Origin of the sequence: Cytobacillus firmus (assembly GCF_023715565.1) — a bacterium.
In the GTDB taxonomy this organism is placed as follows: Bacteria; Bacillota; Bacilli; order Bacillales; family Cytobacillaceae; genus Cytobacillus; species Cytobacillus firmus_C.
This window is the reverse complement of the sequence record NZ_JAMBOJ010000004.1, coordinates 1-13,934: the sequence shown is the minus strand read 5'-3', so window position 1 is coordinate 13,934 and position 13,934 is coordinate 1. Positions and strand designations below refer to the sequence as shown.

Sequence of the window (13,934 nt, the reverse complement as noted above, 5' to 3'; positions counted from 1 at the left end):
AAAAGCATCTAAAGATACCGGCAAAATAAAAAGACCTATTACGGTCTTTTTACTTCATGATTGCCGTCCTTCTGATGGCCCAGAAGAGAAGACAGAGCTCATCATCCTATCGCGGACAAGCGGAAAACTCATAACTGAAGTAACCAGCAGCTTCCGCAGAAAGACATTCCCAAACATAACATTAATCAATCGATAACGGTTATGATAGGCAAAATAAGTACCAAGCCCAATCATAAAAATAGATAGTAATCGAGACATTGAATTCCCTCCTCTTCCTTATTGTGAGAAGAGGGAATAATTTTTATCCATTCTCAAAACAAAAATAAATTGATGCACTAGTCCTTCAATACAGGATGCATCGTTTTCTTGAGAACATTTACTGAATGGTTAAACTGATTCTTCTCTTCGGTATTTAGATGAAGTTCAACAATATCACGAATGCCATTTCTATTAACTATAGCAGGTACCCCAATATAAACACCCTCTTGACCATATTCCCCATCTAAATAAGCTGACACCGTAAGGACGGAATTTTCGTTCTGGAGGATGGCTTTCGTCAGTCTGACCAGGCCCATGGCTATTCCATAATAAGTAGCACCTTTTCGCTCGATAATATGATAAGCTGCATCTCTGACATTTAGGAATAACCCATTAAGATCTTCCTGCCTATAGTTCTCTTCTTTCTTCATCCAGTCTTCAATGCTTTTCCCAGCAATATCAGCATGGCTCCATACAGGCAATTCAGTATCTCCGTGTTCGCCTATTATATAAGCATGGACATTTCTCGTATCGACCTTGAAATATTCTCCCAGCAGAAATCTGAATCTGGCCGTATCCAATATCGTTCCGGATCCGATTACTCTTTCTTTTGGAAGCCCGGAGTATTTCCAGACAGCATACGTGAGAATATCCACGGGATTTGTAGCAACCAGAAAAATGCCATCAAAACCGCTTTTCATAACATGATCAACTATTCCTTTAAAGATTTTAGAATTTTTTTCCACAAGGTCCAAGCGAGTCTCACCGGGTTTTTGATTCGCTCCAGCAGTAATAACAACCAAATCAGCATCTTTGCAATCGGAATAATCTCCAAACCAGATTGATGTTGGGGAAGGGGCAAAGGGCATGCCGTGATTTAAGTCCATGGCATCTCCTTCAGATTTATCCTTATTTAAATCAATCAGCACCAGTTCTTCTGTAACACCTTGATTTAATAGTGCAAACGCATAGCTTGATCCAACGAAGCCAGTTCCGATCAGCACCACTCTGTTTACCCGATTATTCATAATAACTCCCCTTTACTTAATTGTAGAGAACAGCAAAGTCCCTTTAAGCCAATAAGATATATAGAAGCATTCCCACCGAGGCAGAAGCTAAACCTGAAAAAAAATTAACAAAATCATTATCTGCAAAATACCAGCCTTTTACCATAGAGGCCGGCTGCCCGCAATGTTCGGCTGTTTCCACGTTTGAACAGCATACATGGCACTTGTATTCAGCTTGGAGAAAAGCACCCAATACAGAATCGATCAAATTCCCTGCAAACCCAAGAACTCCAATCAGTAAAGCCTCATAAATTGAAATGTCAAACAGCACATTTGATAGGAGGGCTATTATAAATGACCCTGACATGGCTGCAAGCGTGCCCAGAGCACTGACAGCACCGGAAGTACCCGTTTCGATTGTCCTCCAGGTTTTCAGAGAAATGGGGGGTTTTTGACTTAATGAGCCAATTTCTGATGCCCATGTATCCGAATTTGCTGCAGCCAGTCCGATAAGAAACATTATCAACCAAACCTGTGATGGATCCAGCAGATAAAAAATGCTGGCAATAGCGGATATGCCTCCATTTGCAGCAACCTGCTGCCAATCCCTTCTTGATCCTTTTGCATGCTTATTCTCAAATTCCATTTTTTTATGGCTTTTAAATTTTGACCAGAAGCTTGAACTTGCAAAAAAGAACCCCAAGACAAGAAGTCCATAATAACCAAATCCCCAGCCTGTTACCGTACCCACAATGAATGCCGCTATACTGCCTGAAAAGGTCAGTAATCGGAAATAATATCCGGCCAGGGATGTAATCAATATAAAAATAATAATAGCAATGGATTCAAGCATCACCGGATTCCCACACCTGCTGATCGGTAATAATCATTTCCACCGGCTTGTCATGTCTTTCCACTGGAAAGCGGGCTATAACCTGCATTTCAAAAGCCAGTGAAACCGTTCTTCCTTTATAATTCTCGAGAAAACGATCATAATATCCTCCACCGAACCCAATCCGGAAGCCGTTTTTCATGTATGCAAGTCCGGGAACGATTAAAGTATCGATTTCTTCACAGCTGACTTCATCTGTTTTTTCCGGATTTGGTTCCCATAATCCATAATATACTGACTCCAAATCCATGAAGTTTTTCAATTCACGAAACTCCATTTGCTTTGATTGAGGTATACACTTCGGGACAACAACCCTTTTCCCTTCACTCCAGGCCCTTCTGATGATCTGCCATGTATCAGCCTCAGGCACCTTTGAAACCGTTATACCTATTGTTTTGGCCTGGCTCCATAAAGGGCTGCTATAAAGACTTGTGGCAATCTGATAGGATAGCTGTTCATATTCAGGCTTGCTCAATTCCTTCATCCGATCCTGCATTTGCTTCCTAAGAACATTTTTATCAATTTCCATATAAAAACCTCCAGTTTTTGCAAAATAATAATTTATCCAGAAAAGGAAAGGATACCCATAAAAAAAGTCAACAAAAAAAGCAGTAGGAATGATCCTACCGCTTATTTTGTTTCGCGATGTGCAGTCGAACGCTTGTCTCTTGGGCAATATTTTTTAAGCTCAAGACGATCTGGATTATTTCGTTTATTTTTTTTAGAAATATAGTTACGATCTCCACATTCTGTGCAAGCTAACGTAATGTTTACACGCATGTAATTTCCCTCCAAACTATGTTCAAACTAGTTCGTTCATACGACTTTTCTATAATATCATTTTTTAAATCGAAATGCTAGTACGTTTTTTTAAAAGTATCCTCTTTACCATTGTCTATCAGCAGGCTGTTATACTGAAGCGTTTCTGATTTGCTGTTTCCGCTGATAATCCATGACTCCGCTTCCGCTGTTCCTCTGCCATTAAACTCTGCATTAAGTGCGAAAATGCTTATTGCATTACCTTGAGCCATAGGGTGATATTTTAATGTTCCCTTCTTTTTACAGTTCCATATTTGGTCACTGAAAATGTTCCAATATGGCTGAATCGTACACTCTTCCATTTTTTTGCCGTTTAGTTGGCCGTTAACTAAAAACAGCTTGGAATCGGCCATATGAAAGATGACATTTTCTGCGGGGGAAATGAAAGAAAGGTGTTCACGGGAAGAAAGCTCATGTCTGTGCTGTAATAAAAGCTTTATGGTTCTAGACTCGTCCGCATGATTCGTAATATAGTATCTATAATAGGAAATTTTAGAGTGGATTTTTTCTGTCTTAATTTGAACAGAAATATTTTCATCAGGAAACATTTCTTTACTGACATTTTCCATCCAGTATGTTTTCCTGTCTATCCATAATCCAGGAATCATCCTCAATTTCCCAATCGGCGCCTTCTCCATTTCTTCATAAACGTCAGATTGAATCCAATTTAATGTATTCATCTTTATGCACCTTTTTCTTTAATATTTTTTTACTTCATTTTAATGGCGGATAAAATAAAATACATCACACCAGATCTTCAAGCTTCCGGCTAATCCGTGTTTCTTGAAATACTCTATTTGTTTCATCAGCAATGCGTCTCCAGCTGAATAGGCTTTCTGCGACCTTTTTACCTTGTTCGCCAATTGTATCGGCGGATTTAGGGTTCTCAAGGAGAGCGGAAACCTGATCTGCAAAGCTGTATGGATCACCAGGGACCATGAACAGCCCGGAATATTCATGCTTAACGATTCCCTTTAATCCTCCTGTATTGGATACGATTGCCGGCTTTCCGGTGATCATTGCTTCAAGGGCTACAATGCCAAATGGCTCATAATAACTTGGAAAAACAGCGATTGCGCATTTCTGGAAGAGAGCTAATCTTTGCATGTCATTTATAAATCCCGGAAAAAATATGACATCATCAACCTTCAGTTCTCTTGCCTTTTTCCTGTGTGCTTCAAGCATAGGGCCCTTGCCGGCAACGATTATATAAGCATCCTGATACTTTTCTTTTATTATAGGCGCTGCCTCGATTAAGGTTTCAAACCCTTTCTCTCTCACCATCCGACCAATGGAGAATATCAGCCTTCCGCCTTTTTTTACCGGAAGCCCTTCTAATATGCTGTCAGGATCATCTAGAAGTGTTTCTTTGCTGATTCCGTTTGGGATAACAGCGATTTTTTCGCTGGCAATTGAAAATTGCTGAAGTACTTCTTCCTTCATATATTCACTGCAGACAATAACCTGATCTGATCCACTGATCAGCTGCCCTTCTTTTGTATGGATAAATTTCTGCAATTCTGTGTGAATTCCATTATTCCTTCCATATTCTGTTGCATGTATAGTTGTAATTAAAGGACAGCGCAAGCTCTCCTTTAAGGACAGGCCGCATGCTCCTACAAGCCAGTCATGTGCATGAATGATTTCAAAGTGGTGGAAGGATGACAGTTCCATGGCTTTTTGCTCCATTGCCAGATTCAATCCCAAAATCCAGTGCAGAAAATTAGGATCTTTTTCATTTAGCGGCTTGACCCGGTGAATATAGATACCGTTTTTATGTTCGCAGCTGGAAAGATTGCCGGGATTAGCAGTCAGAATATGAACCTCATAATCCTGTTTTAATCCTCCTGCGAGTCCATACACATGCCTTGATAAACCGCCTACTACATGGGGAGGATACTCCCAAGTAAGAAGAAGGATTTTAGGTTTAACATTAATGAAACTATTATTATTTAGTTCTGAAGTTACCGGTTCCATCATTCTATACCTTCTCCTTCACTCACTGTTTCATAATAGGTGTATGTACTCACATTTACCGTCCATGCAGGCTGAACCTCAGATTCTTTATTTCCTTGGTAAGAAGCATCCTCAGAAGTATACAGTGCTTCTGAACGCAGCAACGGGATGAAATGATTATCTGTTATTTTAATGCCCAGCTCAACACAATACACTTTGCCGGGTTTGAGCCCCTTAAAGGTCCATTCAGAATGATCGGACAGGATAACTTCATGGTCACAGACCGCATTGGCTCCGTCAAAAATAACCCCGGTAACATCATAGATTCTTAAAGATTTTCTCAAGGAGGATACAGGCTTGTCCAAGTATAGGGATAGCATCTTCACCTTCTGAGCAGACAACTTCCAGGATACTTTTGCCTTATCATCGCTTGAACGTGTTAATGTCAAGTGATCTTTCGATTGATTCTGCACAATATTTTCTTCATAAATTAATTTTTCCCCTAAAGACTCCCCGCTGTCGCGTTTCCCTTTTTTTTGGATAAGTTTGGTCCACTGGTACTGTACTTTTCCTACGGTTGTATCAAGCTTACTGGCGATTTTACGGAATGACAGCCCCCTGCGGCGAAGCTTAATAATTTCATCTATCATGACGGCACCTCTTGCAATTATTTTCATAGAAAAAAGGTTCTATATGACAAAAAGCAAAATTTTAAGACTATTTATATTACTCAATGTTATCACTGATATGGATAGCCTACAATGAACGGAAATTGTCGCTTCTTGCGAATGCAGATGCCTTCCTGATTTCTAATAGGAAAATTTTTTCAAACGTTTGCTAAGCTTCTGATTCGACAGAGCTTCTGCGACAAGAATCTTTAAATTTCACCTGTTTATGGATTATATATCGAAATTTGTCAATTTAGATGGTAAAATATTTCTGTGCAATGAATTAGAGGTGACTATTATTGGAATCAATCTTACTGTCATTATTGATCTTATCTATAGGGCTATTTATTCTTTCAGTGTTTTTGAGAGATCCTTATAAAGAGCTGCGCGATGAAATGGACCAAATGTCCATGCAGCAAATCCAGGAAATGTATCAAATTAAAAAGAAATTAAAAGTATTGGAAGAAGAACTGCTCGTCGGGGAAGAACCCTTTACTCAGCACATTCCTGCAGAAAAAAGGGAAATTCATGAAATAATAAAAAATCAGGTGATGCTGCTGACCAGACAAGGGCTGACAATAGAACAAATTGCAATACAATCTTCACTCTCTCCAGATGAAGTAAGGACCATTCAAACCGAAATGAAATTTAGAGGCCATAGCTATGAATAAAAGAAATACCAGGGCATTTGCATTTGGCATCCTTATTGCTGTCATAGCCTTTTTCACAGCCTACTTCCTTAATAAACCGGAGCAAACTGAAAATAGAACAATCGATGAAAACAGCGCAAAAGATTTCCTGCAGGCAAAGGGCTACACTGTATTATCAAACGAAGAATATACTCTCTTACTGCAGACGGATGCTAAAGACCAAACCGAGAATAAGGAAGTAAAAGAAGAACCTGCTGAGGAAAATACGGAGCAGAAAGTCTATCAGCTAACTATTGAGAGCGGCATGACACCCGGTGAAATCGCGGCAATCCTCGAAAAAGCAAGTGTAATTGACCAGGCAGCAGACTTTGGCAATTACATGGAGGAATACGGGTACAGTAAGAAAATACAGCTGGGTACATTTGAACTGAACCATAATATGAGCTATAAAGAAATTGCTAAGATCATAACAAAAAGCTAAAAGGTTAAGATTCCTTTTAGCTTTTTTTACTTCATAGCTCCTGTGCTGCAAGGCGTTTCCGCTTTTCTGGTTAATTATTTAAATCATACTGGCGTCCTTTAACCAAATAAAAAATATGTTCTGAGATATTCGTAACATGGTCAGCGGCTCTTTCTAAATAACGGCAAATAAATGAAAGCTGGGTGATTTGAGGCAAGTATTTCGGTTTCTGCAGATTAATTTGCAGCAGCTCTTTAATGGTTTCACCATAAAGATCATCCACCTGCTCATCCATATCGCCAACTTTTTTGGCTTTTGCAGTATCTTCTTCAGTGAAAGCTTCCAGTGATAGACGGAGCATTTCAGTTGAAATTTCATACATTTCCTTTATATGTTCAATCGGCTTAATAAGTTGCTCTGACCCAATCCGTATAGTGGACTTTGCAATATTCACCCCAAAGTCTGCTATTCTTTCAATGTCTGTTGCGATTTTTATAGCCACAATGATGCGGCGGAGGTCGATAGCCACCGGCTGCTGTTTTGCAATAAGCAGAATGGCTAAATCATTTATTTCCTCATACAGAATATCAGCCTGATTGTCGTCATCAATGATTTCAAGTGCCAATTCAATGTTTTGAGTTTCAAGTGCTTCAACAGATCTATGCAGGGTCTCTATTGCAAAATTGCCAATTTCAATGAGCATTTTTTGAAGCTCCTGAAGATCATAGTCAAACCTTTCACGTAGTGCCATCATACTGATCCCCCTTCATCCACATATTAATGCTCGTATTCTTTCATAATCATGACGATTAACCGAAACGTCCAGTGATATAATCTTCAGTCCTCTTATCTGAAGGGGTAGAAAATATCTTATCCGTATTGGCAAACTCGATTACTTCACCATTTAAGAAGAAAGCGGTTTTATCAGAAATACGGGCTGCCTGCTGCATGTTATGAGTAACGATGGTAATACTGAACGCTTCCTTAAGCTCCTGCACCAGCTCCTCTATTTTCAAGGTAGAGATAGGGTCAAGTGCAGATGTAGGCTCATCCATTAAGATCACATCCGGTTCAATTGCAAGACAGCGCGCAATGCAAAGTCGCTGTTGCTGCCCGCCGGATAAGCCATACGCATTCTGATTCAGTCGATCTTTAACTTCGTCCCATATGGCGGCACCCCTCAAACTTTTCTCAACAATCTCATCAAGGATTTTTTTATCGCGGATACCATGAATTTTCGGTCCGTATGCTACATTCTCATAAATGGATTTAGGAAATGGATTTGGCTTTTGAAAAACCATCCCCACATTAGTTCTTAAATCCTCCACTTTAAATGATTTATCAAGGATATTACGCTCCCGGTATAAGATTTCACCGGAAATTTTTACTGAAGGCACAAGTTCAACCATGCGGTTCAGCGTTTTAATATATGTGGATTTACCGCAGCCTGAGGGTCCGATAATTGCCGTTATTTCATTTTCATTGATGGCTAGATTTATATTTTTTAACGCATGGCCTTCACCATACCAAAGATTAAGATCTTTGGTATTATAAACAACCTTTTTGTTTTCTGCTGGATTTTGAATTATGCTTTCTTTATTTACATTTGGATTTGTTTTTTCTATCACTACAGGCATCTCAGAAACCCTCCCAGGCTAATATCTTTTTTGGAACTTATTCCGAATTAAGATGGCTATTGAATTCATCACAAACAAAACAATTAATAAGATGACGATGGTCGCAGCTGCCAGGTTGGCATATTCGGCTATTAGTGCAGAGTCGATAGTCCAATAATAAATCTGTACCGGCAAAATCGTAAATTTATCAAAAATTCCATCAGGAACAGGAATTAACAAAGCCGGTATTCCGATAACCACCAATGGCGCTGTTTCCCCGATTGCCCGCGATAGTGCAAGAATAACCCCCGTAAGAATTCCAGGTAATGCTGCAGGAAGTACTACATTTTTAATCGTTTGCCACTTTGTCGCTCCCATTCCGTAAGATGCTTCTCTTAGAAATTGGGGAACAGCACGGATTGCTTCCTGGCTGGCAACTACTACAACAGGAAGAACCAGCAATGCCATCGTGAGTCCTCCTGCGAAAACTACAGAACCCAAATCCAATGCTCTTGCAAAAACAGTTAATCCAAGGATTCCAAAAACAACAGACGGAACACCCGCCAGGTTGGCAATGTTTGTTTTAATAAATGAAGAAACGCGGCCCTTAGCTGCATATTCTTCTAGGTAAATGGCTGTGCCTATTCCAAGAATCATCGTTACAGGAGCAACCACAAGCATCAGCCAAAATGTTCCTGTTATCGCTCCCCAGATTCCAGCCTTTTCAGGATCTGTTGATAAGCGATTCATCAGAAAATCCATATTAATCCAGCTTAATCCATCAGCGAGGACCCGATAGATTAATACAATTAGTACAGCCAGACCGAATAAAGTGGCCAGAAAAAATAGTGTTTTAGCCAGATTATTGGCGATCTGACGGCTACCCATTTTCTTATGCACTTGTTCTGTATCTACATATTTCATTAATATTCCTCCCGGAACTTGCGAGAGATATATTGAGCGAGCAGGTTCATAATCAGCGTAAACACAAACAATGTCATAGCTACAGCATAAAGACTATAATATAAGGTTGTTCCTGCTGCAGCTTCCCCTCCTGTAACTTCTACTATATAAGCAGTCATGGTCTGCATGGATTGAGTTACGTCTAATGTAAAGTTCTTTGAACTTCCGCTTGCTATAGTTACGATCATTGTCTCTCCAATTGCTCTTGATATCCCGAGGACAAATGAAGCAATGATGCCCGAAATAGCTGCCGGAACAACTACTTTCCAGGTTACTTCCAGCTTGGTGGCACCTAGTGCATGAGCACCTTCCCTCATCGCATTTGGCACAGAACTCATTGCATCTTCAGAAAGGGAAGCTACCATTGGGATAATCATGATTCCCATTACTATCCCGGGGCTTAAAATATTTGTTGGTTCAAGAGCAGGAATAAAAGATCTTAGTAAAGGTGTTACAAACGTAAAAGCAAAAAATCCATAAACAATAGTAGGAATACCTGCCAGGATTTCAAGAAGAGGCTTTAATGCCTTTCTTGTTTTTTCTGATGCGTATTCACTTAAAAATATGGCTGTCATCAGTCCTACTGGAATAGCAACCAGCATAGCTATTGAAGTCGAAATAATTGTTCCCGTCAGCAAGGGCAGAACACCAAAGACAGCATTTTCACCCAAAGGCTTTAATTGGGTGCCTGTAAAGAAATCTATAAAAGGAACGTCTTTAAAAAAGGCGATTGTTTCCGTAATTAAGGTGAGTACAATTCCAATAGTAGTAAAAACAGAAATTGCAGCTATTCCAAATAAAATTTTCGGTATTAATTTTTCTGTATAATTATTGACACTACAAGTTTTTTTCTTTTGCTGAATGATTTCCCGTACATTCAGCTTTTTTTTATCGTATTCAACAGCACTTTTAGCCAAGTGTAAAACCCCTTTCAGCACTCTCACCCAAAGAAGAACCCTCTACAAACTTCATTACAAGAAGATGAGAAGGCAAACTTCTCATCTTCCCATGACAATACATCTTCTTACTTCAAACCATTCAAAGCAGTCAGAGAAGCTTGGACATCTTGGTCTGATAAAGGTGCGAATCCAGTTTCTGCTGCGATACCCTGTGCATTTTCCATTGTATAAATTGCATAATCGAGTACCTGCGGCTTTTCTTTAGCCATATTAGTATTCAGGTATGTGAACACAGGGCGAGTAAATGGAGCATAGTCTCCATCTTCCTTGATTGTGTCTAATGATGGTTCAACAGGCCCATTGCCGAAGTCTACCTTTACTGCCGACAATTTATCTGCATTGCTGTCAAAGTATCCATAACCAAAGAAGCCGATGGCATTTTTATCTTTTGAAACAAGATTCACTAACGTTGAGTAGTCCTGCTGTAAGTTGATATTTTCAGTAAGATCCTGCTCTTCAAGAATACGTTCATACATAAATTCATACGTTCCATGGTTTTCATTCGGGCCATAAGTCTTTATTTCTTCGTCCGGGAAGTCAGAGCGAACATCTGACCATTTTTTCTTTCCTGCGTCCTCAAGGAAGATATCTGCAACCTCTTGCTGTGTAAGCTCTTTAGCCCAGTCATTTTCTTTGTTAATTACAATTGTGATTCCGTCTAAAGCAACCTTCATTTCTTGAACATCAATGCCAAGCTCTTCAGCTGAAGCTTTTTCTTCATCTTTGATTTGGCGGGAAGCATTATTAAAATCAGTTCCGTCAGTTGAAAGGAATTTCTTAAAGCCAGCCGAAGTTCCGGAGCGGCTTACTTCTACGGAGACATTTTCCTTTTCCCCCATATAGTTTTCAGCCATGCGTGCCATAAATGGATAGACTGTTCCAGACCCGTCTAAGACCACACTGCCTTCCAGCTCTTCACCGTTATCTCCATTTGCGCTGGTGCCTTCTTCGCCTCCACATGCTGCAGTGAATGCCATTACGGCTGATAGCATTAGTAATAGGCTCATTTTTTTAAGACGTCTCATTCCTGAATTCCCCCTAAGAAATTTGGCTGTTTTGTCCTGCGCATTTAGAATAAGGGTTGACTGTTAAGCCGGTTTTAAAGGATTGTAAAGCTTTTGTAAATGTCAGCAATTCTTGTGTAAATATTTCGAATCAGAAGTATAACGTTAAATTTAGGTATAAAGATACTAAGACAAAAAAACTGTCTCCCGTTTAAATAGGGAGACAGTCCATTAAGCTTATTCATTTTCTTCATCTTCTTTGCGGGCATCTTCCTGCCCTTCAATTACTTCATCAATATTTTCCACTTTTTGAACAGACTCTTTGCTGTCGCCACCTTTCTTGTGACGCTCCTTTTTAAGTTCAAAATAGGCATCCAGCACACGTTCGCCAATCTTTTTATTCGCTCCGTGATCCACGCTTCCCTGATAAGCCCATGGAACTAAAACCGCCATGGCAACCTCGGGATTTTCTGATGGTGCAAAGCTAACAAGGCTAAGATTCATGACCTCAGGAGGCTCTTTTCCGAATTTGCTGCGTTCGGGTCCATCATAAAAGGCCTCTGCTGTACCTGTCTTGCCGGCTGGTTTATAATCCTTGCCCCCAAAATTAGAATAACCTGTACCGCCTTTTTCCTGCATGACTCTGCGGAAGCCTTCCTGGACACGATCCATCCAGCCATCTTCCAGTTCAACCCTATTGAGAACCTTTGGCTCCATTTCCTGAACAATTGGCCCAAGTTCATTATTTTCCATTAATGGTTCACGAATTTCCTTTACCATATGAGGTTCCATCCTATTGCCGCCATTGGCAATAACAGAAACATATTGGGCAAGCTGCATGTTGGAATAGGTATCGTACTGTCCAATCGAAAGGTCAAGCATGAAACCAGGCAAAGTACTCATTCCTTTAAAGCCTGTTTGCTCATTTGGCAAATCAATTCCCGTCCGAACACCAAGGCCGAATTGGGCGAAGGATTCCCTTACCGTACTAAAAGCCTTTTTATCTATCCATAATGGCTTCTCAAATTCATATTTGCCCCCGCCTATCCTGATGGCAGTTTCAAACATGTAAACGTTGGAGGAGAATTTAAGTGCATTAATATCATTTAAAGGGCCGAAATTTCTCCAGGATTTTTTTACAGGCGTTCCTTTAATTTTTAAAGGACGATCATACAAAACGGTTCCGGGATTAATAGCCCCCGTTTTATAGCCGGTAAGTATTGTAGCACCCTTAACAGCTGAGCCGACATTATAAGTAGTAGTAATGTTGCCTAATGCATCATCCTGCATTTCAGATTGGCCTGTATCTTTATCCTTCACAATTTTTTTGCCGGCCATCGAAAGAACCTCTCCGGTATGCGGGTCCATCAGCACTACATAAGCTCTGTCCAATAATGCAGTTCCAGAAGATGCCTTGGCTTTACGTAATTCCTCTTCAATGATTTTCTCAACTTCCTTCTGAAGATCCATATCAATGCTCAGCACAAGGTCCTTGCCTCTTTGACCATCTGTAATAGGAATAGTTTCAAGTACATTCCCGGCTTTGTCCGTAATATTCTTCACTTTTGCTTTTTGGCCGTGAAGCACTTCTTCATACTGCATCTCGATATAACTCTTTCCTACACGGTCATTACGGCTATAGTCACGTGCCATGTAGTATTCAATCTGTTCAGCCGGAAGACCTTCATCAGAGCTTGTTACTTTTCCAAGGACTGATTTTAAAGTATCTCCAAAGGCATAATATCTTTCCCAGTCAGTTGTTGTATCAACACCCGGTAATACCTGCAGATTTTCACTGACAACTGCAAATTCCTCAGGTGTTACTTTTTTGTTCTTAACAATTTGGGGAGTTAAGGCATATCCGCTTGTAAATTCTCTGTATATAGCAAGAACTTCAAGATCGTCTTTTGTCAATTCACTTAATTCCTCTTCAGTAATCCGATCCAAAGTGAGCTGATATATGGCCTTATCCAGCTCCTTTTCATTACCCTCATACTTCTTTTCAAGTTCTTCTTTATCTTTTTTAGTTACCTTTTCTTCTGCCTTTTCAGGATTCTTCATGATCCAGTAATCTTTCTTATCCCGTTCCTGGACCTTTTTGGTATCTTTGTCTATCAGCTTGGCCAGCTTTTCTGACACCTCAAGCATTTCATCCTGCTTATAGCCATTATTAGTAAAAGTGATGGCATTTTGCGGAGTATTATCGACAATCACCTGTCCATTTCTGTCAAACATCTTACCTCTTGGCACCGGGCTGTTGACTGTAACATCCTCCGTTCTTTCAATCTCACGCTTATAATCATCGCCATAAACAATCTGAACCATCCCAAGCCGGAGGATCAGCATAGAAAATAATAAAAACACAGCAAAGAAGAGCATATTCAGACGAAATGGAACATGGGTCTTCTTTTTCTTCCTATTCAAATTACGCACACTTCCTTTAAAAAGTCTCATAGTCCCATTCTAAAAGAAAATAACAATAAATTCTATAAAGAACCCTTTTTCAGCAAAGATAATTTTATTGGTAAAAAAAAGAGAGAGGATATCCTCTCTCACAGACTGTCGACAAACTCGATGAAAATCGTACTTGTCGGGAGTCTTTTTTGATTTAAAATAGAAGTAATACAATGCTTGAGGTGATTAATATGCTTTCTAAACATAATCCAATTCAACGGGATCAAA

At 39.8% G+C, this 13,934-nt stretch carries 16 protein-coding genes; 2 read left to right on the top strand and 14 right to left on the bottom strand.

Annotated elements, in window-relative coordinates; translation table 11 throughout:
* Nucleotides 1–54: 54 nt before the first annotated feature.
* From M3205_RS02225 to M3205_RS02190, 8 genes are all read right to left on the bottom strand, one after another.
* Nucleotides 55–258 carry a hypothetical protein gene (locus M3205_RS02225; RefSeq protein ID WP_048008275.1) on the bottom strand — a complete coding sequence of 68 codons (204 nt, stop codon included), beginning with the start codon at nt 256–258 and terminating at the stop codon, nt 55–57.
* 77 nt (nt 259–335) lie between these two features.
* On the bottom strand, nt 336–1,286 hold the full coding sequence (locus M3205_RS02220) for an L-lactate dehydrogenase (protein ID WP_251168436.1): 951 nt from the start codon (nt 1,284–1,286) through the stop codon (nt 336–338).
* Nucleotides 1,287–1,329: 43 nt separating this feature from the next.
* On the bottom strand, nt 1,330–2,118 hold the full coding sequence (locus M3205_RS02215; RefSeq protein WP_251168536.1) for a DUF92 domain-containing protein: 789 nt from the start codon (nt 2,116–2,118) through the stop codon (nt 1,330–1,332).
* The gene (locus tag M3205_RS02210; RefSeq protein WP_251168435.1) at nt 2,111–2,686 is read right to left on the bottom strand and encodes a 5-formyltetrahydrofolate cyclo-ligase; all 576 of its coding nucleotides are present in this window, start codon (nt 2,684–2,686) and stop codon (nt 2,111–2,113) included. Before M3205_RS02210 ends, M3205_RS02215 begins: the two co-directional genes overlap by 8 nt.
* 101 nt (nt 2,687–2,787) lie before the next feature.
* Nucleotides 2,788–2,937 carry a 50S ribosomal protein L33 gene (gene rpmG / locus M3205_RS02205; protein WP_053434400.1) on the bottom strand — a complete coding sequence of 50 codons (150 nt, stop codon included), beginning with the start codon at nt 2,935–2,937 and terminating at the stop codon, nt 2,788–2,790.
* A 77-nt stretch (nt 2,938–3,014) separates the two neighbouring features.
* Complete coding sequence (locus M3205_RS02200) at nt 3,015–3,656, bottom strand: hypothetical protein (protein ID WP_251168434.1); 642 nt, start codon at nt 3,654–3,656, stop codon at nt 3,015–3,017.
* Nucleotides 3,657–3,720: 64 nt separating this feature from the next.
* A complete protein-coding gene (locus tag M3205_RS02195; RefSeq protein ID WP_251168433.1) occupies nt 3,721–4,956 on the bottom strand; it encodes a glycosyltransferase family 4 protein in 1,236 nt (411 codons plus the stop codon).
* Nucleotides 4,953–5,609 carry a DUF4912 domain-containing protein gene (locus M3205_RS02190; RefSeq protein ID WP_251168432.1) on the bottom strand — a complete coding sequence of 219 codons (657 nt, stop codon included), beginning with the start codon at nt 5,607–5,609 and terminating at the stop codon, nt 4,953–4,955. Before M3205_RS02190 ends, M3205_RS02195 begins: the two co-directional genes overlap by 4 nt.
* Nucleotides 5,610–5,899: 290 nt before the next feature.
* Here M3205_RS02190 and M3205_RS02185 point away from each other — a divergent pair, with 290 nt between their 5' ends.
* Both M3205_RS02185 and M3205_RS02180 read left to right on the top strand, forming a co-directional pair.
* Nucleotides 5,900–6,271 carry a hypothetical protein gene (locus M3205_RS02185; protein ID WP_251168431.1) on the top strand — a complete coding sequence of 124 codons (372 nt, stop codon included), beginning with the start codon at nt 5,900–5,902 and terminating at the stop codon, nt 6,269–6,271.
* Nucleotides 6,264–6,731 carry an MltG/YceG/YrrL family protein gene (locus M3205_RS02180; RefSeq protein WP_251168430.1) on the top strand — a complete coding sequence of 156 codons (468 nt, stop codon included), beginning with the start codon at nt 6,264–6,266 and terminating at the stop codon, nt 6,729–6,731. Before M3205_RS02185 ends, M3205_RS02180 begins: the two co-directional genes overlap by 8 nt.
* Nucleotides 6,732–6,801: 70 nt before the next feature.
* Here the strand turns inward: M3205_RS02180 and phoU are convergent, their stop codons facing one another.
* The 6 genes from phoU to M3205_RS02150 all read right to left on the bottom strand — a co-directional run bounded on the left by phoU (nt 6,802) and on the right by M3205_RS02150 (nt 13,676).
* A complete protein-coding gene (gene phoU, locus M3205_RS02175; protein ID WP_251168535.1) occupies nt 6,802–7,461 on the bottom strand; it encodes a phosphate signaling complex protein PhoU in 660 nt (219 codons plus the stop codon).
* Between the two features lie 58 nt (nt 7,462–7,519).
* Nucleotides 7,520–8,347 carry a phosphate ABC transporter ATP-binding protein PstB gene (gene pstB, locus M3205_RS02170; RefSeq protein ID WP_251168429.1) on the bottom strand — a complete coding sequence of 276 codons (828 nt, stop codon included), beginning with the start codon at nt 8,345–8,347 and terminating at the stop codon, nt 7,520–7,522.
* Between the two features lie 18 nt (nt 8,348–8,365).
* Nucleotides 8,366–9,250 (bottom strand): phosphate ABC transporter permease PstA, encoded by an 885-nt coding sequence (pstA, locus tag M3205_RS02165; protein ID WP_251168428.1) that lies wholly within the window; start codon nt 9,248–9,250, stop codon nt 8,366–8,368.
* Nucleotides 9,250–10,206, bottom strand: coding sequence for a phosphate ABC transporter permease subunit PstC (gene pstC / locus M3205_RS02160; protein ID WP_251168427.1), 957 nt, complete (start codon nt 10,204–10,206; stop codon nt 9,250–9,252). Before pstC ends, pstA begins: the two co-directional genes overlap by 1 nt.
* A 107-nt stretch (nt 10,207–10,313) precedes the next feature.
* The gene (locus tag M3205_RS02155; RefSeq protein WP_251168426.1) at nt 10,314–11,273 is read right to left on the bottom strand and encodes a PstS family phosphate ABC transporter substrate-binding protein; all 960 of its coding nucleotides are present in this window, start codon (nt 11,271–11,273) and stop codon (nt 10,314–10,316) included.
* A 216-nt stretch (nt 11,274–11,489) separates the two neighbouring features.
* Nucleotides 11,490–13,676, bottom strand: a complete 2,187-nt coding sequence (locus M3205_RS02150; RefSeq protein ID WP_251168425.1) for a peptidoglycan D,D-transpeptidase FtsI family protein — start codon at nt 13,674–13,676, stop codon at nt 11,490–11,492.
* Nucleotides 13,677–13,934: the final 258 nt, after the last annotated feature.

What these genes read in the sequence shown, in the direction of transcription:
- M3205_RS02225 (WP_048008275.1), bottom strand. Translation starts at nt 258, where the DNA reads ATGTCTCGATTACTATCTATTTTTATGATTGGGCTTGGTACTTATTTT.
- M3205_RS02180 (WP_251168430.1), top strand. Translation starts at nt 6,264, where the DNA reads ATGAATAAAAGAAATACCAGGGCATTTGCATTTGGCATCCTTATTGCT.
- pstB (WP_251168429.1), bottom strand. Translation starts at nt 8,347, where the DNA reads ATGCCTGTAGTGATAGAAAAAACAAATCCAAATGTAAATAAAGAAAGC.
- M3205_RS02195 (WP_251168433.1), bottom strand. Translation starts at nt 4,956, where the DNA reads ATGATGGAACCGGTAACTTCAGAACTAAATAATAATAGTTTCATTAAT.
- M3205_RS02210 (WP_251168435.1), bottom strand. Translation starts at nt 2,686, where the DNA reads ATGGAAATTGATAAAAATGTTCTTAGGAAGCAAATGCAGGATCGGATG.
- M3205_RS02220 (WP_251168436.1), bottom strand. Translation starts at nt 1,286, where the DNA reads ATGAATAATCGGGTAAACAGAGTGGTGCTGATCGGAACTGGCTTCGTT.
- phoU (WP_251168535.1), bottom strand. Translation starts at nt 7,461, where the DNA reads ATGGCACTACGTGAAAGGTTTGACTATGATCTTCAGGAGCTTCAAAAA.
- M3205_RS02200 (WP_251168434.1), bottom strand. Translation starts at nt 3,656, where the DNA reads ATGAATACATTAAATTGGATTCAATCTGACGTTTATGAAGAAATGGAG.
- M3205_RS02155 (WP_251168426.1), bottom strand. Translation starts at nt 11,273, where the DNA reads ATGAGACGTCTTAAAAAAATGAGCCTATTACTAATGCTATCAGCCGTA.
- rpmG (WP_053434400.1), bottom strand. Translation starts at nt 2,937, where the DNA reads ATGCGTGTAAACATTACGTTAGCTTGCACAGAATGTGGAGATCGTAAC.
- M3205_RS02215 (WP_251168536.1), bottom strand. Translation starts at nt 2,118, where the DNA reads ATGCTTGAATCCATTGCTATTATTATTTTTATATTGATTACATCCCTG.
- pstA (WP_251168428.1), bottom strand. Translation starts at nt 9,250, where the DNA reads ATGAAATATGTAGATACAGAACAAGTGCATAAGAAAATGGGTAGCCGT.
- M3205_RS02190 (WP_251168432.1), bottom strand. Translation starts at nt 5,609, where the DNA reads ATGAAAATAATTGCAAGAGGTGCCGTCATGATAGATGAAATTATTAAG.